This is a genomic window from Streptomyces sp. NPDC052016 (assembly GCF_044548445.1).
In the GTDB taxonomy this organism is placed as follows: domain Bacteria; phylum Actinomycetota; class Actinomycetes; order Streptomycetales; family Streptomycetaceae; genus Streptomyces.
Genome location: NZ_JBIUBX010000042.1, coordinates 19,235 through 39,276 on the forward strand (window position 1 = coordinate 19,235; position 20,042 = coordinate 39,276).

Below are 20,042 nucleotides of genomic sequence, written 5' to 3' on the forward strand. Positions count from 1 at the left end.
GCATGGTGTCGTGCCGGCCACTGGTACCCGGCCCCGGCCCCCCGGTGCCAGGTCTGGAAGGAACGCCGTACTGGACCAAACGCCATGGCCGCCAAGGAGCTACCGGCGTCGATGGTGGTGCTAGGGGGTGTCTCCTTGAAAGGCTATGGGCGCCATTCCTGCTGGTAGGCCGGGTGTTCGGCGTATAACTTGCCAAGGACTCGCAGCGCGTAGGCCAGGCCAGCCGAGCGGGAGTCCGAGGGGCCCATGCTGGGTCGGTCTTCGCAGAACACGGATGCCTGCCATGACGGTCTCGAAGGCCGGGGCGTCGCTGGCTGGCCTGCGGTGACGCGAAGGGTCAGGGGACGTGCCCGGCTGTCGCTGGCGAGGTGCACTTTCGTGCTCAGGCCGCCGCGGGAGCGTCCGAGGGCGTGGTCTTCGGTTTCGGCCCGGCCTGGCGCCCCTTTTTTCCTGGCACCGGCAGCGTGCTGGTGAGCCCGGCAGACCGTGGAGTCCACCGATACGGCCCAGCCGATGCCGGCATCAGCGTCGGCTGCTGCCAGAACTGCGGCGAGGATGCGTTCCAGGTGCCGTCCATAGCCCACCTGATCAGGCGTTTGTGAACGGTCTGGAACGAGCCGAGCTCGTCTGGCAGGTCCCGCCAGGGCGAGCAGGTGCGGTACTTCCACGCGATGGCTTCCAGGGTTCGGCGGTGATCGGCCCATCGCCGACCGCGGACCGGATCGGCCGGCATCAGCAGCTCGATCCGGTCCCACATCGCATCAGTGATCACTAATCGGACAGACACATCCGATCAACTGACCAACCGATCGAAGAGACACGCTCTAGTCTTCTGAGTCAGGAATCCTATTCAGATAACTGGCGAGGCGTTCGAAGATCTCGTCTGCGGTCTTCGTCCAGACGTAGGGCTTGGGGCCGGTGTTCCATGCGGCGATCCAGGTGCGGATGTCCTTCTCCAGCGCCTGGACGCTCTTGCGGACCCCGCGTCGTATCTGCTTGTTCGTCAGCTCCGCGAACCAGCGCTCCACCAGGTTGAGCCAGGACGATCCGGTGGGGGTGAAGTGCAGATGGAAGCGGGGGTGAGCGACCAGCCACGTCTTGATCGCCGGAGTCTTGTGGGTGGCGTAGTTGTCCAGCACCAGGTGCACGTCCAGGTCCGCCGGGATCTCCTGGTCGAGTTTGATCAGGAACTTCTTGAACTCCTCGGCCCGGTGCCGGCGGTGCAGGGAGCCGATCACCTTGCCGGTGGCCCTCGAGTGCGGCGAACAGCGTGGTGGTGCCCGACCGTACGTAGTCGTGGGTGAGGCGCTGCGGGACGCCGGGCATCATCGGCAGCACCGGCTGCGAGCGGTCCAGCGCCTGGATCTGCGACTTTTCATCGACGCAGAACACCAGAGCGCGTTCGGGCGGGTCCAGGTACAGGCCGACGACGTCGTGGACCTTGTCGACGAAGTACGGGTCCGTGGACAGCTTGAACGTCTCGGTGCGGTGCGGCTGCAGGCCGAAGGCCCGCCAGATCCGCGACACGGTCGACTGCGACAAGCCCATCTCCTGGGCCATGGCCCGCGTCGACCAGTGCGTGGCATTCTTCGGCGTCGACTCCAGCGTCCGCTTCAGCACCGCGGCGACCTGCTCGTCGGTGACCGTCCTCGGCCCGCCGGACCGCGGCATGTCGCCCAGGCCGGCGATCCGGTGCTCGACGAACCGCTTCCGCCAGCGACCCACCGCATGCGGTGTCGAACCGAGCTGGGCAGCCACGTCCTTGTTCGACGCGCCAGTCGCGCAGGCCAGGATGATCCGGCACCGCAAAGCCCACGCCTGCGGAGTGGAACGGCGCCGCACCCATCCCTCCAGCGCAGCCCGCTCCGCATCCGACAGGATCAACTCGGCCTTCGGCCGCCCAGTACGTGCCACCCCACAACCCTACACATCAGAATAGAACTCCTGACTCAGAAGACTAGGGTGGGGCCCCATCGGTGTCGAACTCGCCCAGGTCTTCGCCCGCTTCCGGTGTGCGGTCACCGTGGTCGGGGGGCAGGACCGACTGCTGTCGCAGGAGGAACCCGAAGCAGGAGAGCTGGCTGCGCAGGTGATGCGCGCGGACGGTGTCACCGCTCTCACGGGCGCCCGGACGCGGTGGGTCAGCTACGACGGCTCCGAGTTCACCGTTCGCCTCGAGGGCAGTGAACAACTGCTGAGCGCTGAACGGCTCCTGGTGGCGACCGGACGCGAGACCACCTGACTCCGCCGGCGGTCGACTCGGTGGGGCTCGATCCGGCAGCGGGAGCCATTCCCACGGAGGCGCGGATGCGGGCCGGGGACGGGCTGTGGGCGGTCGGCGACATCACCGGCCGGGGGCGCCTTCACCCATGTGTGGATGTACCAGGCTGAGATCGCCATCCGGGACATCCTAGGGCAGCCCGGACCCACCTCCGACTATCGGGCGCTGCCCCGGGTCACGTTCACCGATCCGGAGATCGGGGCCGTGGGGAGCTACAGGCGCGAGAGCCGGGGCTGTGCGTGCGCGCCAGTGTGCCTCCACCACGCGCGGCTGGATCCACGGGCCGGGCAACGAGGGGTTCATCAAGCTCGTCCAGGACGCCGACCGGGGCGTGCTGATCGGTGCGACCTCGGCGGGGCCGGCGGGCGGCGAGGTGCTGTACGGGCTGAACGTGGCCATCCATGCCGAGGTACCCGTCGACCGGCTCCAGCACATGATCTACACCTATCCCACCTTTTACCGGACGATCGAGGCGGCTTTGGGAGCCCTCCGCTGAACCGCGCCCTGACCGTGCCCGCGGGCCCGGGCGCCAGGGGTGGCGCACCATGATGGGCCGAAGACCCCGGCGAACCGCACTGATCCGGCACCTCGCTGGAACTCTTCTTCGACCTGTGCTTCGTCGTCGCGGTGGCGCAGGCGTCCATGAGTGTGCATGGGGCGCTGACGGTGGGTGACTACGCCAGCGCTGCGCTGTGCTTTGCCCGGGTCTTCTTCACCATCTGGTGGGCGCGGATGAACTTCGCCTGGTTCGCCTCCGCCTACGACTGCGACGACGTCATGTCCGGCCCGGGCGGTGCTGGTGCAGATCACGGGGTCGCTCACCCGCGCCGCTGGCGTGCGCCGCGCGTTCGAGGACGGGAATCTGCACGTCATCACGCTGGGGTACGTCGGCGCGCATAGCTGGGCAGCTGGACGATGGTGAGCCAGTCATGCTCTGCCGCGTACTCACCTAATCGACTGCAACGGTGGACATTCAAGTTGTCCCGGATCACCACGACGGGACCGCCGAGCTGAAGATGAGCCCGCACGAGAAGATCACGGTAGTCCTGCCAGGTGAAGCCACGGTGGGCACCTCGGTGATGGCCCTGGATGCGAGGACGGTAGATCAGACGGATGCGTTCGCCCGCCTTGAAACACACCAGCGCGGCCATCGAGATGCGGCCCCGGGAAGCGCCATTGAACCGAACCACGGGCGTGCTCCCTCTGGGTGCCCCGGTGCGTGCGCGGTGCGACGTCATCGAGACGGCGCTTCGTCCTCGAAGACCAGCCATGCCCCGAGCGCCGCCGCGGTGGCTTTGCCCGGGGCCAGGTCTCCTTCACCCAGCTGGCCACCGCCGCCTCGTCCCGTTCGACTGCCCGTCGGGCAGGCTTCTGACGACCAGCCGTGCCGCCGCAGCAATTCCCACACTCCGCGGATCGACAACGACGCCCCCAGGTAGTCTGCGATCAGCATGCGTACCCGCGAGAGCGTCCACCGCTCATCCGCCCAGCCCTGAGCCATCGCGCCTTTCAGCAACAATGGCTCGAGCACGGCGAAGTCATCGTCGCTGACCTTCAGCCGCTTGGCCGGGCCCGAAGCGCGCAGGGCCTGTCGCCCTCCCTCGCGCCAGGACCGGCGCCACCGTTCCACCGACCGGACGCTGACTCGAAGTTCCTTCGCGATCACCGTGTTCTTCTCACCCTACACAAAGCCATCGGCGGCCAGCATGCGCACCCGCTCCCGCGCAACCTGCCCCTGCGGAGTGAGACCACCACCCTGCGCATATCACATGACCACGGCGTACCGCAGGGATCTAGCAATGTCAGCCCCGACAACTGAACGGAAAGGTCAGTTGGCAGGTTCGTTTGGATTAGTCGGTCGTTGGTCCGGGTGTCCCGTTGACTGACGCGCACTGGGCGCGGATTGAACCTTTGCTCCCGGACCGCACGCCGAAACTGGGGTGCACCTGGCGGGACCATCGCGAGGTGATCGACGCGATCCCCTACAAGTTCCAGACCGACTCGCAATGGGTCCACCCGCCGGAGAAGTACGGCAACTGGCGGGGTGTCTACCGTCGGCTGCGGAGGCCGTCGACGGCACCTGGGAGCGGGTCCGTAGGCCGCAGAGGCGCGGGGACGGCCCGTAACGGCGGGTGGGGGTCGGATGCGATAGTCCCGATGCGGAAGCGGCGGTCGCTTGACCTCCGGGTGAGGGCCTTACCGCATTGCGTTGAAAGCGTCGCTTCGGTACACGCTGCCCGTCGCCGACTGCGTCTGTATCCCCCTGGTCCTGCACATGGAATCAGGACGGAGGGCGCCGTGCGTGATCCAGCTCGGCGCCCTCCGCTGTCCGTCGTCGGTCTTTGCGCTATGACCAGGGCAGGACCAAGGCGCCAGGCGAGGAGGGGGCCGAGGGCGACGATTCCGCCGGTGTAGCCGATGGCTTGGCGGTAGAAGCGGCGGGTGTCCACCCCACGGGCGTTGCTGAGGACGAGTGCTCCGTTGGTCGAGAAGGGAGAGGTGTCGACGATCGTCGTGGAGACGGCGAGCGCGGCGATCAGTCCGGCGGCGCTGAGGTGGCTGGAGAGCAGCAGCGGTACGGCGATGGGGATGATCGCTGTGAGAATCGCGGTGGAGGAGGCGAAGGCGGAGGTGATGGCCACGGTGAAGCACAGCAGCAGGGCGACGACGAGCGGGGCGCCCAGGTTGGCGGCATGTTGGGAGATCTCCTCGATGATGCTGCCTTCTCCAGCATCGCGATGCACGTCATCATGCCCGCGACCAGAAGCAGGGTGGACCAGCTGACGCCGTCCACGGCCTTCTCCTGCCGCTTCATGTCCACCAAGGCAGCAGGGCGCCGGCAGCCAGCGCAAGGAAGCCGATCTCCAGGTGGAAGCCGAGCGCGCCGACGACGAGGGCCATCAGAGAAGCGAGGGTGAGCCACTGCCGCCAATCTGGCCTGCCGGAGATGGCGAGGTCCTCGTCGTCGGCTGCCTCCGCGGCGCCCTCGACCAGCGGGGCGGGACGCTTGGCGAGCAGGGCGTAGGTGAGGATCGAGAGCACCAGGTTGATCACAAAGCTGGCGCTGAACAGCGCCACGGCGGAGACCTACCATCCGCGAGGTGGTGGGCGGCTGGGGCAACCAAATGTGGCGCCTCGGGGACGAGTTGGCCGTGTGCATGCAGCACATGGACCCCACTTGCTGCAGCTCAAGGAACGGCGGTGGCTCCCCGTGCTGGCCCCGCGCCTTCCGCTCCCGGTGCCGACCCCGGTGCGGTTCGGTGAACCGCCCGAGCGCTTCCCCAAGTACTGGACCGTGATGACTTGGGTTCCCGGCGAACCGCTGGACCACGGCTCGATCAGCCGCGGCGACCACGCGGCCGACACGCTGGCGGGCTTCCTCCGGGCACTCCATGTGGAGGCGCCCGCCGAGGCGCCGATCGCTAGGGACCGCGGTGGCCATCCCAGGAACTGCACGGAAGGCTTCGAGAACTTCTTCCAGGCCGTTGCCCCCGACGACATCGCTGCCGACGTCCGGGCCGTACCGTACTCGGGGAACACCACGGCGGCGCCCGCGCCGTCGTGGGTGTGGGTGAGGGTGTTGCCGAACACCCAGCCAGCGCCGTGGATGTAGAAAATCTCCCCGTGGAAATCGTGGGCCGTGACTCGCGCGGCTACGACGGCGCGAGGGAAGATCATCGCTCGCAGAACCGTCGGCGGCCCAGCCAGGCTTGGCGCGGTGCGGCGGCGCGCCTCAGCGGCGACCCTGCCCGGCTGTGGGAGTCGATGGCCGCGGCCTGGGATGGTTCAGCGGACGTCGCAGGCCGCGCGGAGGATGAAATCGGTCACCGCTGCCGGGTGCGAGACCGCCACCGCGTGTGAGGCCCTGTCGATGGTGACGGTGCGGGCATGGGCACGCTCGGCCATCCACTGCTCGGCCTTGGGCGGGATGTTGTAGTCCTTGCCGGCGATCAGGGAGTAGGAGGGGATGTCCTTCCAGGCCGCCTTCGTGGCCTCTTCCTCCAGGGCGAGGGTGGAGACTGGCCGCTGGGCGGCCGCCATGACCGCGGCGGTGGAGGCGGGCACGTCGGCGGCGAACTGCTGGCGGAACTTGTTCTGCTGGATGGTCAGCTCGGTGCCGGTGCCGCCGTCGGGCAAGGGGTATGAGGCGGTGTCGAGAGTTTCACCCAGCGTGCTGCCGGGGAACTTGGCAGCCAGCTCGCCGGCGCTTTCGCCGACGTTGGGGATGAATGCGGCGATGTAGACGAGCGCCTTGACGTGCGGGTCCCCGACAGCGGCCTGGCTGATCACGGAGCCACCGTAGGAGTGGCCCACCAGGATCATCGGGCCCTTCACGGTGTCCAGGACACTGCGCAGGTAGGCGGTGTCGCTGCTCAGACCGCGCAGCGGGTTGGCTGTGGCGACGACCGGATAACCGTCGCGCTGCAGGCGCTGGACGACGCCGGACCAGCTGGAGGCGTCAGCGAAGGCGCCATGGACCAGCACAATGGTCGGCTTGGTCTTGCCCGACCCGGCCTTGTGTGAGGTGGCGCTGCTGCTCACCGTGCCGACGGCCAACAGGCAGCCGGCCGTCACCGATGCGAAGGCTACGGTAGTTGCGGTACGGACAGTGTGAGGTGAGCGGGTGCGAGAGAAGCGGAACATGACGGTCTCCTGCAACGTGGTTGTGTACAAAAGGGACTTGCGGGTGGTGAAGACAATTGGTGGACGTTGTGCCGGCCTGAAAGGGGTGGGCTCGTGCTGCCTGCGCGTAAGAGCGCCCAGACGGTGTTGATGCGGTGCGCACAGTGGCTACGGCCGAGCCGATGGCGGTTCGGGCGGTTCGGGTTTGACTCGTAGCGATCAGCATCACGAAATCGTGGATGATGGTCGGCAGCGGACGGCGGCGACCGGAACTTCGGCCTGGCGCAGCCTTGCGGGAGCCGGCTTAGGCGCCGGTGCCCGCCTGGAAGACCGTCAGGTTCGCGGCGGAGGAGACAGGCACCGCGCCGCCCGTCCAGTCCACTGTCAGGGCCTCCTTCTCGTCCGGCGGAGTGATCATGATCCCCGTGGGCGTGGCCTTGCTGGCCCCGCTGACCTGCGGGTTGGCGAAGCTCAGTCCGGCCCAGGCACTCTTGCCCGGCATCAACGTGATCTTCATGGGACTTCCGGAGGTGCGCTTGGGGTCCAGCCCCAACTGCTTGCCGGAGGCGTCCACGAAGGCGGCGCCCGGGTAACCGTCAATGGTGCAGGTGCGCCCGGAGAAGTTGGTCAAGACGATGGGGAAGTTCTCCTGCCCGGCGCCCGGGTCGTTCTCACCGACGTGCCCGCGCAGGTCGGACGCCTTGCAGCGAGTGCTCGCGGCGCCGCTCCCGGAAGCTGATGTGTCGACGGAGCCATTCGACGAACCGGTGCCGGCGGAGGTGCCACCCGTGGTCGTGGTGCCAGTCGTGGCGTCAGCGGGACTGGAGTTGTCACCGGAGGCCGACTGAGCCGTCCCGGGTGCCGTCTGCGGGGCGCTGGCGGTGCCCTGGCCGCCGTTGCAGGCTGTGAGCAGGCCCAGGGCAGCCGCCGCGCAAAGCGCCGGCACCAGCCGTCGTGCTCTCAAGGAGATGGCCGTGCTGTCGGAGTCCGGTCTCATGTCTGTTCTGCTCCCTTGAGATGTGGCGCCCGAAACAGGCGTGTGTGAATGGCGCAGCGAACATCGCCCGTCGGTGAAGTAGATGGCCCGGAGGCCGTAGAAGGCGGACCACATGTTGAGGCGCTCGTCGCTGGGGCGCCTGCAGCGGTGCGGTGATGTTCACCTTCTCCCCAGCTTTCGGATCACTGTAGGGTCAGCCGACGGGCCTTCTTTGCCTACGGGCGCATTACCGGTGGTCCCGCAGCGCAATGCGTGGCTGCAGACAGCCGGTGCCCGAGGAACTGCTCGTGGAACACCGTGTGTACTGCGTTCAGGGGCCACAGGCGGTGCTTTCGGTCAACCGCCTTCCGCCCGCCGCCCAAGGCCGAGGCCGCGCGGGCGAACGTGCTCGGGGACCCGGACACGCCAGGCCGTGAACAGCCTTCCGCGCAATCGCAACACCACTCTCCGGTGAAGCCATGCCGAACATCGCCAGGGCCATGAAGTACATCGCGCGGAAGCCGTAGACGGCGGACCACATGTTGGGGCGCTCGTCCTTCGGTGTCTGCAGCAGTCCGAGGACACGCACATTTCGGAAAGGCTTTGCCGATGACGGCGCCAAGGCGCGGTATCTCGGCATGGAACCTGTTTTCGCCCTTGTCCGTGTCGGGCGCCACGAGCAGGTTGTAGCCGTTGTTGTCGGTTTTCCAGTCGCCTGAGAAGGCCTCCAGTTTCGCGGGCTGGCGTGCACCTCGTCCGGCTACGCACCGGCCTGCCCGCTCTGGCCGCCATCGACCGGGCCACCGGCGAACCCGTCCGCCACTACGAACAAGCCCACCCCGGCGACTGATCCACATCGACGTCAAGAAGCTCGGTCGCATCCCCGACAGCGGCGGCCACAAAGTCCTCGGACGAGCAGCCGGCCGGGCCCACCAGGACCGCCGCAACGGCACCGGATACGCCTACCTGCACGCCGCGCTGGACGACCACTCCCGTCTGGCCTACACCGAACACCTACCCAACGAGAGAGCAGTCACCTGCGGCACCTTCCTACGACGAGCGGTCGCCTGGTTCGCCGCACGCGGGGTGAGCGTCGAGCGGGTGCTGACCGACAATGCCTGGCCTACATCAAGAACACCTGGCGCGACACCTGCCACCAGCTGGGCATCAGTCCGCGCTGAACCCGGTCCTGGCGGCCCCAGACCATCGGCAAGGTCGAACGCTTCCACCGCACCTGCTCGACGAGTGGGCCCACCAGCAGCCCCACACCTAGAGACCGAACGCAAAGCGGAGTTCCCCGACTGGCTGGACTGGTACAAATACCACCGACCCCACACCGGCATCGGCGGCCAACCCCCAGCAAGCCGCGGCACCAACCTTCCCGGACAGCCTGGACGCGACCGTCTGGAACGACGCCGAAGCTGGTCGCTCGCTGGGCGACAAGCCGAGAGTTCCAGGCGTTCCGACCCGTCGAGTGCGTCTCAGTCCCTGCCCGTGAGCGCGGCGAGGGCACGGTCCATGTCGATGTGAAGGCTCTCCGTCCCCGGCGGCGCGAGCGCGACCGACCCCCGCAGGAACGCGGCGACCGCAGACGCCGCGATGTCGACCATTGCCGCGCCGACGGACGACCTCAGGACGATGCGCAGGGAGTCCGGGCGGCAACGGTGCCGGGGAATCACCAGCACGTCCCCGGTCCCGGCGGGTCGGCGCAGGCCCTCCGTGAGCAGTGTGCCGGCGAACACCCAGTCCACGGTTCTGTCCGCGGGTGCGCCAATGAACAGCCGGACGGCGTAGGGATCGGTCATGTCGTAGTGCAACTCCGCGAGCAGCGGGGCCGGCAGCTCGTAAGGGACGCTGACATGCGCTGTCACCATGTACATGACCGAGGGAAGAGGTCGGGTTACTTCATCCCTCATTCCAATGACCGCAGGAGTGGATTTTCTGCGAATTACACTGAATTCACGCAATGGGCGCATGTTGCCGTGGAATGAACGGGTTGTGATCCCAGACGGGATTGGGCATCGGTCAATTGTCGACGAGCTCCGTGAACCTGGTTTCAGACCTGAGTGCTGGAGCCTGCTGCACGTGTCCGCCAGCCGGGATAGAAAGAAGAGATGAGTAATCATCGGAACGCAAAGACCGCGCCCAGGTTGCCGGACCAGGTCAGCCCAGCCACCAGCGCGGTAAACACGAGCGCGAGCGGCATCCCCAGCGTACGGCGGCCGGTAGATAGGCGATGATTGCGGAGGCCCTGGCGGCGGAGTTGATCGCGATTGGTCAGTGGAAAGTCGACGATTCACGTTCTTCTCACCATCCGAAAGACAGATGTCCGACGACTTCACCGCGGGTGGCCAAAGCACCGCGGGACCACGCTGAATGAGTTCAGGTGCCCGTGCCGCACTGCTCATCGTGAGGGGCACGGGTCGTCGGAGTCGCGGAGTTGGTTTGTGGCTGCTGACGCCCGGCTTCGGATACACGTTGTAGAGGTGGGGGCTGACCGTGCGAGGGGACAGCTTCCGCTGCTCGGTGATTTCCTGGTTGCGTAGTCCGCGTTCCGCCGGCCGTACGATCTCGCGGTGCTCGGCAGTCAGTTCCGTCAGTGGCTCGGTTTTGGCGGGTTCGGGTAGTCACACCGCTTGCTCGCAGCTCCGCGCGGGCTCCCGATGAACTTCGCGACCTCGTTGGCGCGCTCGCCGATCGCCTCGCGTCTTGTGCCCCCCACGCCTGACAACGGGGAACCATCACTCAGGCGGGCGCCGTTCGCCGGACAGGCCGTGCAGCTGCCACTCTCGAGGCGCTATGCCATAAGCGGCACGGAAAACACGGCTGAAGTGGCTGGGGCTCACGAAACCCCAGCGTCGGGCGACGGTCGCCACGCCGAGTCCTTGGGCCGGGGATCGAAGAAGATCCCGACGGCACCGCTCCAGGCGCTGCATCCGGATCCATTCCCCGACGGTGGTCCCCTCCATCTGGAACAACTTGTGCAGGTAGCGCACCGAAATGAAGTGGGCGGCGGCGATTGCGGTGGGTGACAGGTCTGGGTCGGAGAGGTTTCGCAGGATGTGGTCCTTCACTCGCACCATCATGGCCGCGCCAGTATCGGGAGCCTGGGGCTTGCAGCGGCCGTTCCGCTCGTTGATGAACAGTGCCAGCAGGTCGAGCCCGGTGGCGACGGCTTGACGGCCGACGAAGTCGTCGAAGCCCGCTGCTTCGCGCGCCATGGACGCGAAATAGGTTGCCACCAGTGCGGCACTTCCGCCATGCCCCGTGAACGCTCTTGCAGTCAGCTCCTGCAGGTCCTCATCTCTCACGCGGAGCTCCTTTCGAGGGAACTGAAAGGAGGTGAAGCAGAACTCGCCCTGCACTTTCTTTCTGAACACGCGAGACGAATCAGAAATGGAGAAATCTCCCGGCTGTATCAGGCACTGTCTCCCGTCCTGCTCCTTGACGGCGCTGCCTCTGCGCTGAAGGGTGAGGATGAGGAATTCCTTCCCGTCCCGGGCTATCAGGCGCTTGCTGCGCGTCACCTCTTGAGACCCGGCCTGAACGTTCGACACCTGCGTGGCACCCCATTGGTAGGTGACGATTCTTCCCGGCGACGGATCTTCCTCCAGGTTTTTGACGTCGAGCGGTATGAATGTCTGGGACACCGCTTCATGCCAGCGCTCTATTCGGTCGGCTGCGGACAGCGCCGCGGTGGAAAGGACGATAGACATGTGGCCCCCTTGGCATCCTGATCGACAGGTGGTTCGGATCCGGCCACCGGACGGCCCGATCACCGAACCCTGGTGTGCCTTCCAGAACACCGTGCCAGCCGGCTTGGGCCGGCACATCGCGTGAATCCACTAGATCAGGAGTGCCGGACTGAGACGCCCCTCACTGAGGGCTTCGCTGGTGGCGCCGGCGGCGACGTAGCACTGAGCGATGACGAGCAGCAGGGCGGCGGGGACGGAGGCCAGATCTCCCTGGGAATGCTCTGCATGGACGACCGCAGGATGATGATCGCGAAGGGGACCCCGGCGGTGGAGTCGGCGAGGATCAGGCCGAGGTGGGAGTTCGGAGCCCCAAGTCGTTGCAGGCGCCGTAGAGCGTGTTGGCCACGACGATGCCCGACACCATTTGGGTGAACAGGATCTCATCGACCGCCCAGGCATCCGGGCCGATCAGCGGCACCATCCGCTCCGCGATCCGCCGCCGCACCGACCGGATCCCAAGTCGACTGATTCACGAACTGCCGCAGGTTCTGCTCTGCCGTCCGGCGGCCGTTCCGCCATCGGCTGGATCGACTTTCGCCGCCCGTCCGGCATCAGCCCCCCGCAGGTAGCGGCCCCCCTTTCGCCCGCTGATCCTTGCACGGCACCGACGCGAACACGTCAGCCACGAAAGCGCCAACCTCGCCTGAGCGCGGTTCACTCAGGTGCGTCCACATCCTCTCTATGCCTGCCCCCTGAACAGCACCACCAGACAGACCTGACGGAGTCCTGATAGGGCTCTGCGCGAAGACGTTCGATCACCGCGTTCCCCTGTTCAGAAGGGTTGTCGAAGCTCGTCGCCGTCGCCGCGACCGGTGCCCTGTTCGGCGGCTTCCCGGATCATCGCCACCACGGCGTCGGGCTGCGACAGCGCAACGGCGTGTGAGCCGTCCAGCAAGTATTCGGTGGCCGCCATGCGTTGTGCCATGAAGCGCTGAGCGGTGGGGCTGAGCATCCGATCGGCGGTCGCGATGGCGTACCAGGACGGTTTGGAGGCCCATGCCGGCGGGCCGGATCTGCTCGTCAGCGCGCTGTGGGCGATCGGGCGTTGTGCCACGGACATCACACTCTTCACGTGGGGCGGCAGATCGGCGGCGTACACCTGGGGAAACCGTTCCTCGCTGATGTAGAGCTCGCTGTCCGGGCCGCCGGGAAGATGCGCCGGAAAGTCGGCGGTGAAAGTCGCGTCGGCCACCGGCATGGGCGGAAACCGGCTCGTGATGTCCAGAATGCACTCGCCGGCGTCGAGGCCGAACGCTGCGACGTAGCACAACGCCACGACGTTGTCGGCGTCGGTGGCGGCGTGCGTGATGACCGCGCCGCCGTAGCCGTGGCCTACCAGCACGACAGGGACATCGATGTCACGCACCACCTTTTTGATGTAGGCAGCGTCATGGGTCAGGCCGCGCAGCGGGTTCGCCGGGGCGCGCACGGTGGAACCAGCAGCGTGAAGGAGGCTGATGACGCCCGCCCAGGATGAGGCATCGGTGAACGCCCCGTGCACAAGCACGATGGTGGGCGGTGGGGGGATAGATGGCATCGCGGTGCCCTCCGATTGAGTTCGCTGTCCCAGCCAAGTGGGTCCAAGCACGGAGAGGCATCGCGTGAACGTACCAATCATCAACAGGTCCGCTCAGTGTCGGGCAAGGCCATGACCAGGTTGGCGAGCTGGACCCGGGAGTTCACCGCCAGCTTGCGGAAGGCGGAGGTCAGGTGTGTGTTGACGGTGTGCGGGGAGACGAAGAGCAAGTCGGCGGCCGACCGGTTGGTATGGCCCTCGGCGATCAAACGCGCGACCTTCTTCTCCGAGGCCGTGAGGGCGCCCCATCCCTGGACGGGGCGCTGCCTGGCCACTGCCCTGCCGCTGCCGACCCCTGCACCGTCCAGGTCACGCTGCAGGCGGGCCGCTACGGCGTGAGCGCCTGACTCGGCGAACATGCCGCGGGCCTGCGTCAGGGCGGCCACTGCCTGAGGTCTCCGACCCGCTGCCAGAAGTGCCTGTCCGAAATCCGCGTAGGCGGCGGCCCGGACCAGGGGGCGCGGGCTTGCCTTGAGCAGTGCTACGGATTCCTCCAGCAGGGCGAGATCATTTTTCACGAGCCCGAGGGCCTGCGCCGCGATGCCCGTGGCGGTCGGCACGGCAGGGTTGCGTTCGGCGTGGGTCTGAGCCTGTGCGGCCAGGTCCTCGGCGAGCTCGTGGTCCGCGCCGCGCAGGGCCATGCGTATCGCGGACTCGACCCAGTCGCGCAACAGCCGCCAGCGCATGAAGAAACCTTTCTTCTGAACCTGTCGGATCTTGTCGACGGCAAGCCCGATGTCCCCGTCGACCTCGGCGTGGATGGCTTCTAGGAAGCGCACCGCGGCCGTGTTGCCCGGGTTCGGTTTGACCGCCAGTCTTTCCTGCGCTGCGACCAGGTGCTCCCGCGCCGCTTTTCGGTCGCCGCGCAGCAGGGCGATCCGGGATCGGATCACGCGAGCGTTCACCTGCTGGACGGGTACCTGTACGTCGTCTTCCAGGCGCTCCATGGTCGCGAAGTTGGCCTCGGCGTCGTCGAGCCGGCCGAGCCCCAGATCGTGCTGGCCCTGTGCCCACAGCATCATCGCCTGACGCATCGTCCCGGCGTTGTCTCCCGCTTGCAGGAGCAGCCGTCTGCTGGACGCGAAGTCGTCCATGTGCAGGTGCGCGACGATCTCTTCGGGAAGGAAAGCTGAATCGATGGTGCTGAGCGCGGCGAAGCGCTCCAGCGCGACGGCGTTCTCACCCGCGTTCTGCGCGATCTCGCCGAGCCCGGACAAGGCCAGGACGTGTGCCTCCCGGTCACCGATCGCGGTGGCGGCCCGCAGTGCGGTCTCGCCGGCCTCACGTGCCGCGACAAGATCATGTCCCCGGGACAGAGCCAGCGCGCGCAGGGCGGCCAACCTCGCCGCGGCCTCCGGGGCGGCGCCACCGACGGCGAGGGCCGATTCGGTCCGGCGGCGCAGTTCCTCGGCGAGATCCATGTTCCACAGCGTCTCGCCGAGGGCGGCCTGCAGCCGGCTGAACACATCCAGCGGTGGTCGGCAGGCCAGCAGCCGGTCGCCGGTCGACAGCGCTTGTCGACTTCTGCCGGCCCGGGTCAAGCAGAGGATTGCCTGCTCACCCACCTCGAATTTCAGCGGCCGGGAGTGCGGCACCAGTTCCAGGGCCCGCGTCATCAGGTCGGCGGCGAGGCCCGGTGTGATCGGCAGCACGTCCTCAGCGACTCGCCGCAGCAGCGCCACGCACTCCTCGTCTCCGGGCAGAGCCCCCCTGAGGATGTGCGGCACCGCGTCGATCGGCCGACGGCCCGCAGCCACAAGGTGGTCTGCAGCCTGACGGTGCAGAGCCTTCCGGGCGGACGGCGGGATGTCGACGTAGACAGCCTGGCGCAGCAAATCATGCCGGAAGACCAGATCGTCACCGTCGTCCTCCAAGAGTCCGGCGCGCGTCGCCTCCTCCAGCGCCGAGATCAACGTGGCGGGCGGCTGGGCGCACAACGCGGCGGCGTCGTAGAAGCCGAACCGGCGCCCCAGCACGGCTCCCATCTGAAGGAAGCGCAGGGTGCTGGGCTGCAGAGATCTGAGTCGGCTGCGCACACCCACCACGAGCGTGGAGGGCACGAGATCACCCGAGGCCTCGGCGGTGCCCAGTCCCGCGAGCATCTCGACCGCGAGAAACGGGTTCCCGCCGGCCCCGTCGAGCAGGTCCCGTACCCGCTCGTCAACGGCTGTCCCCAGGGTGTCGTCGGCCAGTTGGCGGATGGCCGCGCTGGACAGCGGCCCCAAGGGCACAGTGACCGCCGGAAGCGCGTCGGCTGTGGCTGCAAAGATCTCTTCCGTCGGCCCGGCGGGGTCCGGTCGCCCGGCCAGCATCCACAGCACCGGCGAGGTCCGCAGACGCGCCGGAAGTTGCTTCAGGGCAAACCGGCTGAGCGGGTCGGCCCACTGCACGTCGTCAAGACCGATCAGCACCGGCGCACTGCCGGCTCTGGCTTCGATCGCCTCCGCGAGGCGCTCCACCAGCCAGATCCGCTGATCCTGATTCCGCGCGAGATCGGCGAAGGCGTCACCGGACAGCAGAGGCTGGTCGCCGTGCAGGACGCAGGCCGCCAACGAGGAGAGGGGCGCGATGTGATGCAGCTCATCGGCCTTGCCGAGGCCGACGGAGAATCCCGCTGCCCTGGCCAGGGTGACGGCCTCGGCGAGCAGCGTGGTCTTGCCGATGCCCGGTTCCCCCTGGATCAGGGCCAACCCGCCACTTCCGGTGCGGGCCACCGAGGCGATCAGTGCGTGAAGTTCTTCGAGTTCGGCCTCTCGGCCGCGCAGGCCGCTACGGGTCAGCAATTCGCCCGACCCCACCACTTATGCCCCTTTCCAGCCCGCACCGCCTGCCGGAGCCGGGCTCAGCCCATGCCGACGAGTGACCGCACCCGCCGGCAGCAGATCCCCTCCCCTAAGCGGCGATTCTGCCAATAAACCGTGGACGCGCGCATCACACGAGTCCGGCCGATCGCGAGGGAGGACGTGGGATACGAACCAGTCACTGTGGGTGTTCGCGGGCGACTGCCAGGCGGGCGAGTTCGACCCGGGAGGTGATGCCGAGCTTGGTGAACGCGTGCCGCAGGTGTGAGCTCACGGTGTGGGGTGAGATCGCGAGGCGTTCTGCGGCCTGCTTGTTCGTCATGCCTTTGGCTACCAGCCGGATCACCGCGACCTCCGAGGCGGTCAGTTCCGGCCACGCCGTGACGGACCCCTTGGACGTCGTACGGCGCCGTGGTGACCCCAAGGCCCGCAGGCGACGGTGGACGCGTGCGGCGTCCCGCTCGGCCCCGGCCTGGGTGTAGAGGTCGAGTGCCTGGTGGAGGTGGGGCACGGCGTCGACGACGCGCCGTGCGGCCAGCTTGCGCCCGGTGTCCTCGAGCGCTGAGGCCCGGGGAATCAGCCGGGGTATGCGCTCGTACAACTCGACGGAGCGAAGGAGGAGAAGGAGGTCGTTGTCGAGCAGTCCCCGGGCGTGCGCGGCTGCCGCTGCCAGGATCGGGAACTGCGGGTTCAGGGCTGCCCGGCGCTCCGCCACGGCGACCGCGGCCGCGGCACGTTCCAGCGCGCCGGCCCGCAAGGCCATGCGGACGAAGACGGGTGCGTCGGCCGGGTCGTCCGGGCTGGCCAGGGAGGGGCCCTCCAGGCCGAACGTCCCGAAGGATTCGTCGAGCAGCATCATGGCCCGGTCAGGATCGTCTTCGGCATCCGCCACCAGCGCCAACAGCCAGGAGCCGACGTTGCGCACGAGGATCGCCGAGTCGCTCAGCATCCGCGTCACGTCGGCCGCGTACGCTCTGGCCGCCTCCAGGTCGTTCGTGTGCAGGGCGACGCGTACCAGCGTGTACAGGAGGGTGGTGTCGGCGAAGTTGCCCAAGCCCAGTTCGTCGGCCATCGCGGACGCGGCTTCGGCCTCGGCTCGCGCATCCTCCAGCCGCCCCGCGTCCAGCAGTGCCCGGGACCTGTTCATGATCCACAATCCCATGGCCGCTGCCTGGCCCTGCCGCTGGGTTTCGCGCACTCCGGCCTCGGACTCGGCGAGCGCCTCGACCGAACGGCCCGCCGCGTTCAGCAGGAACGCCTTCCACAGAGCCTCCGGCACCCACAGCGAATGGGCGAACCCGACGTCGGCCGCCAGGGCCGAAGCCCGGTCCGCACACTCGAACGCGGCACTCCAGTCCATCCGGTAGAATCGCACGATCGAGTCGACGGCGACCGCGGTGGCCTCGGCGGCCTTGTCCTGAGCCTGCGCCGCAGCCTCCAGAGCATCGGACACGGCGTGGGCGGTCGCCTCCAAGTCCCCCACCATCGCCAGTTCGAGGGACCGCAGCGCAAGCAACTGTGCCCGCAGCGAGGTCGGGATACCGGGAAGAGCGGCTCCGGCCTCGGCCTGCCGAGCCGCCTCCGTGAAGTCGTGCTGGCCAGACACCCGCGCCAGGCCGAGCCGCACCCGCGCTTCGGCCTCCGGCTCCATGCTGCCGGGCAGCGCCGCGGCGGCGAGCCCACGGGCCTCCTCCGACTGTCCGGCCTGCCAGAGCAACAGCACCAACTCTGCGATGATCGCCGGCCGCTCGAGGGCTTGCTCGGCGGTGAGTTCCAGCGCCTGGCGGCTGAGTTCCACCGCTGACGACGGCGCGGACGTCGCGAGTTCCGCCGCGGCGGCTCTCAGCAGCTCCACGGCCCTGCGGTCACCCGGCCCCGCACTGTCCAGGAAAAGAGCGGCTGCCTCAGTCACCGGTGCCCCGCGCGCCAGCAGGATGTCGGCGGCATGGCACCGCAGAGCCCGGCGTACGGACACGGGCAGGCTGCCCTCGACGGCCTCGCGGATCAGGTCGTGGCGGAACAGCAACCGGTCGTTCCGTTCGACGAGCAGATGAGAGTCGAGGGCCTCCTCCACCGGTGCGATGAGCGTCGCCGTCGGCTTGTCAAGCAGCTCGGCCAGAAAGTCGACGGTGACCGCGCGGCCGACGGCGGACGCGGTCTGCACGATCTCCCGGGTCGGTTCGGAGAGCTGGTCGAGACGCTGTCGTACGGAGATCTGGAAACGGTCGGGAAGGCGTCCACCCGCCAGACGCGCCACGCCGTGCTCGACGATCACCGAGTGCTCGTCGCGCATGCCGCGGAGCAGCTCCACCAGGAGCAGGGGCACGCCCTCAGCCCGGCGGGCAGCGCTCAGCGTCGCCGGATCCGGAGGCGCTCCCAGCACGTCCTCAGTGATCTGGGCGACCGCGGTGTCGGCCAGCGGTCCGAGCGGGAGCCGATGGGCACCGGCCTGATCCAGCCGGTCCAGCGTCGTGCGCACACCGAGTGTCCTCGTGCCACAGCGGACGGCCACCAGCCACAGGATCGCGTGGGAGGACAGGCGGGCCGAGAGCGTGCGCAGGGCGAGAAGTGTCACGTCGTCCAGCCACTGGACGTCGTCCAGGACGATGACCAGCGGTGTGCTGAGCGCCGCCTGCTCCAGCCGGTCCTGCAACTCCTGCAACAGCCAGAACCGCTGCTCGGGCGCCACCGCGAGGTCACGCAGCTTGTCCCTGTCGAACAACGGCTCGGGGCCCGTCAGCAGACCGTCCAGCAGCGGGCCTAGCGGAACGAACTGGCCGTCGGGATCCGCGCCTCCGCGGAACACCCTCAGCCCACGGCGCACCGCGACGACCTGCGCCTCCCACAGGAGACGGCTTTTGCCGCTGCCGGGCGCACCTTCCACGCACAGGACGCCGCCGCGGCCCTGAGCCAGCGCGTCGAACCGCGCGCCGATGAAGTCCAGCTCCTCTTCCCGGCCCCGTACGGGTGGCTGCACGCCACCGGCTCCACCAGTAGGGAACGGCTGCTGAAAACGGTCCAAGCGGGGCCCCGTATGAGTGCGTGGCTGGGAGACGACGGAACGTGGAACCAGGTGAGTGGTGCCACAGCGTGCCATGTCCCTTCACCCGGGAAACAGCACCGTCCGCCAGACGAGATGCCTCTTACCTGCATCTTAAGCCTGGTCGCCAGGGTCGCTTCCCGGACGCCGGCCGGCACTACAGGCTCGCGGTACCCGGCTTCGCCGCCGCTCGCTGTCGGCGCTCTGTGGCCCAGTAGAGGAGAGCCGACAGCGAGGGCGGCGCCGAGGACGGTCAGCGCGATCCAGCCTCCGGCCGACGAAGAACATGGCGATGAAGGCGCCGGTGAGGCGGGCGCGGGCGGCGGGGTCGAGCTGGTAGGACTGCAGATCTCGTGCCGCCTGTGTTGGGCCCGCCCGCGGCCGAAGCGCAGGTGTAAACCGGATCACCCACACGGGCCGCGGAACGGCCGTCGCGGACCCGGGTGGAGTCGTCGCGTCGGCTCCACGCCTCGACGGCGTCCGATCCCCCACCCGCGGCAAGAGGACTGACCGTGATCGCGTCTCCCCGCCGAGGCAGCGGCCACCCTGGCTCATGCCCATGCGTCGTTCGCCGAGTCAGGCGCCCACACGGCGGCGGCACGCGTGCAGCGTGAGGCAACGCCCGATCGGCTCGACCGTCCTCACCGGAGGATGGGGGCCGCCGGCATGGGCCTCCAAGCCCGTTCTGGTACGCCATCGCGGCCGCTGACCAGAGGCTCAACCTCACCGCTCAGCGCTTCATGGCACAGCGCATGGCGGCCGGATGCGTGTTGGACGCACGCTGTTGCGGTGTTGCAGCCCGGTGTTGTGGCAGCGATGATCCGGGAAGCCGCAGAAACGGGGCAGGGGGCGTGGCGAACGGGCTTCGGCCTACCCCTTGAGCGGCTGAACGACCCGGGCCCCTCGCCTGGGCAAACGCTGGACTTGCCGTCACGGCATACGCCGCCGTAGACCGTTTCGTTACCGTCTAGGACACATGGGCCTCGTCCC

The 20,042-nt window shown here is 68.1% G+C and carries 14 protein-coding genes and 7 pseudogenes; 6 read left to right on the top strand and 15 right to left on the bottom strand.

Annotated elements, in window-relative coordinates; translation table 11 throughout:
• Window positions 1–261: 261 nt before the first annotated feature.
• A pseudogene (locus tag ACIHAR_RS37330) lies at window positions 262–787 on the bottom strand (IS5 family transposase); the annotation flags it as partial.
• A 37-nt stretch (window positions 788–824) separates the two neighbouring features.
• Window positions 825–1,914, bottom strand: a pseudogene (locus ACIHAR_RS37335) (IS630 family transposase).
• A 58-nt stretch (window positions 1,915–1,972) separates the two neighbouring features.
• Between ACIHAR_RS37335 and ACIHAR_RS37340 the strand changes: the two are divergent.
• The 3 genes from ACIHAR_RS37340 to ACIHAR_RS37350 all read left to right on the top strand — a co-directional run bounded on the left by ACIHAR_RS37340 (window position 1,973) and on the right by ACIHAR_RS37350 (window position 3,181).
• Complete coding sequence (locus ACIHAR_RS37340) at window positions 1,973–2,242, top strand: FAD-dependent oxidoreductase (protein ID WP_365468531.1); 270 nt, start codon at window positions 1,973–1,975, stop codon at window positions 2,240–2,242.
• 274 nt (window positions 2,243–2,516) lie between these two features.
• Complete coding sequence (locus ACIHAR_RS37345; RefSeq protein WP_365468456.1) at window positions 2,517–2,777, top strand: hypothetical protein; 261 nt, start codon at window positions 2,517–2,519, stop codon at window positions 2,775–2,777.
• Between the two features lie 95 nt (window positions 2,778–2,872).
• Window positions 2,873–3,181 (top strand): low temperature requirement protein A, encoded by a 309-nt coding sequence (locus ACIHAR_RS37350; protein ID WP_400023725.1) that lies wholly within the window; start codon window positions 2,873–2,875, stop codon window positions 3,179–3,181.
• Here the strand turns inward: ACIHAR_RS37350 and ACIHAR_RS37355 are convergent.
• Together ACIHAR_RS37355 and ACIHAR_RS37360 are read right to left on the bottom strand one after the other, a co-directional pair.
• Complete coding sequence (locus tag ACIHAR_RS37355) at window positions 3,154–3,471, bottom strand: hypothetical protein (protein ID WP_400023681.1); 318 nt, start codon at window positions 3,469–3,471, stop codon at window positions 3,154–3,156. The genes ACIHAR_RS37350 and ACIHAR_RS37355 overlap by 28 nt on opposite strands.
• A 44-nt stretch (window positions 3,472–3,515) precedes the next feature.
• The gene (locus ACIHAR_RS37360; RefSeq protein ID WP_400023682.1) at window positions 3,516–3,947 is read right to left on the bottom strand and encodes a winged helix-turn-helix domain-containing protein; all 432 of its coding nucleotides are present in this window, start codon (window positions 3,945–3,947) and stop codon (window positions 3,516–3,518) included.
• Between the two features lie 212 nt (window positions 3,948–4,159).
• Between ACIHAR_RS37360 and ACIHAR_RS37365 the strand changes: the two genes are divergently transcribed.
• Window positions 4,160–4,696 (top strand): transposase, encoded by a 537-nt coding sequence (locus ACIHAR_RS37365; RefSeq protein WP_400023684.1) that lies wholly within the window; start codon window positions 4,160–4,162, stop codon window positions 4,694–4,696.
• A 396-nt stretch (window positions 4,697–5,092) separates the two neighbouring features.
• Here ACIHAR_RS37365 and ACIHAR_RS37370 read toward each other — a convergent pair whose 3' ends face one another.
• Window positions 5,093–5,359, bottom strand: coding sequence for a hypothetical protein (locus ACIHAR_RS37370; RefSeq protein ID WP_400023686.1), 267 nt, complete (start codon window positions 5,357–5,359; stop codon window positions 5,093–5,095).
• A gap of 14 nt (window positions 5,360–5,373) precedes the next feature.
• Here ACIHAR_RS37370 and ACIHAR_RS37375 point away from each other — a divergent pair.
• Window positions 5,374–5,855, top strand: a pseudogene (locus ACIHAR_RS37375) (phosphotransferase); the annotation flags it as partial.
• 212 nt (window positions 5,856–6,067) lie between these two features.
• Here the strand turns inward: ACIHAR_RS37375 and ACIHAR_RS37380 are convergent.
• The gene (locus ACIHAR_RS37380; protein WP_400023688.1) at window positions 6,068–6,925 is read right to left on the bottom strand and encodes an alpha/beta fold hydrolase; all 858 of its coding nucleotides are present in this window, start codon (window positions 6,923–6,925) and stop codon (window positions 6,068–6,070) included.
• A 283-nt stretch (window positions 6,926–7,208) separates the two neighbouring features.
• Window positions 7,209–7,901, bottom strand: coding sequence for a DUF4232 domain-containing protein (locus tag ACIHAR_RS37385; protein ID WP_400023690.1), 693 nt, complete (start codon window positions 7,899–7,901; stop codon window positions 7,209–7,211).
• A 709-nt stretch (window positions 7,902–8,610) separates the two neighbouring features.
• On the opposite strand from ACIHAR_RS37385, the pseudogene ACIHAR_RS37390 reads away from it, so the two are divergent.
• A pseudogene (locus ACIHAR_RS37390) lies at window positions 8,611–9,275 on the top strand (DDE-type integrase/transposase/recombinase); the annotation flags it as partial.
• 86 nt (window positions 9,276–9,361) lie between these two features.
• On the opposite strand, the gene ACIHAR_RS37395 reads toward ACIHAR_RS37390, so the two are convergent.
• From ACIHAR_RS37395 to ACIHAR_RS37430, 8 genes and pseudogenes are all read right to left on the bottom strand, one after another.
• Window positions 9,362–9,754 carry an SsgA family sporulation/cell division regulator gene (locus ACIHAR_RS37395; RefSeq protein WP_400023692.1) on the bottom strand — a complete coding sequence of 131 codons (393 nt, stop codon included), beginning with the start codon at window positions 9,752–9,754 and terminating at the stop codon, window positions 9,362–9,364.
• A gap of 588 nt (window positions 9,755–10,342) precedes the next feature.
• A pseudogene (locus tag ACIHAR_RS37400) lies at window positions 10,343–10,480 on the bottom strand (LuxR C-terminal-related transcriptional regulator); the annotation flags it as partial.
• Between the two features lie 141 nt (window positions 10,481–10,621).
• On the bottom strand, window positions 10,622–11,596 hold the full coding sequence (locus tag ACIHAR_RS37405; RefSeq protein WP_400023694.1) for a helix-turn-helix domain-containing protein: 975 nt from the start codon (window positions 11,594–11,596) through the stop codon (window positions 10,622–10,624).
• A gap of 242 nt (window positions 11,597–11,838) precedes the next feature.
• A pseudogene (locus ACIHAR_RS37410) lies at window positions 11,839–12,011 on the bottom strand (carbohydrate ABC transporter permease); the annotation flags it as partial.
• A pseudogene (locus ACIHAR_RS37415) lies at window positions 12,011–12,293 on the bottom strand (transposase); the annotation flags it as partial. The pseudogenes ACIHAR_RS37415 and ACIHAR_RS37410, both read right to left, overlap by 1 nt.
• 114 nt (window positions 12,294–12,407) lie before the next feature.
• Entirely contained in the window at window positions 12,408–13,136 is a 729-nt protein-coding gene (locus ACIHAR_RS37420; RefSeq protein WP_365468432.1) for an alpha/beta hydrolase, read from the bottom strand.
• Between the two features lie 116 nt (window positions 13,137–13,252).
• A complete protein-coding gene (locus tag ACIHAR_RS37425; protein ID WP_400023696.1) occupies window positions 13,253–16,009 on the bottom strand; it encodes an AAA family ATPase in 2,757 nt (918 codons plus the stop codon).
• A 181-nt stretch (window positions 16,010–16,190) separates the two neighbouring features.
• Window positions 16,191–18,989 (bottom strand): ATP-binding protein, encoded by a 2,799-nt coding sequence (locus ACIHAR_RS37430; RefSeq protein WP_400023697.1) that lies wholly within the window; start codon window positions 18,987–18,989, stop codon window positions 16,191–16,193.
• Between the last annotated feature and the right edge of the window lie 1,053 nt (window positions 18,990–20,042).

Coding starts and splice junctions, on each gene's coding strand:
- ACIHAR_RS37380 (WP_400023688.1), bottom strand. CDS start 6,925: ATGTTCCGCTTCTCTCGCACCCGCTCACCTCACACTGTCCGTACCGCA.
- ACIHAR_RS37385 (WP_400023690.1), bottom strand. CDS start 7,901: ATGAGACCGGACTCCGACAGCACGGCCATCTCCTTGAGAGCACGACGG.
- ACIHAR_RS37395 (WP_400023692.1), bottom strand. CDS start 9,754: ATGGTGACAGCGCATGTCAGCGTCCCTTACGAGCTGCCGGCCCCGCTG.
- ACIHAR_RS37405 (WP_400023694.1), bottom strand. CDS start 11,596: ATGTCTATCGTCCTTTCCACCGCGGCGCTGTCCGCAGCCGACCGAATA.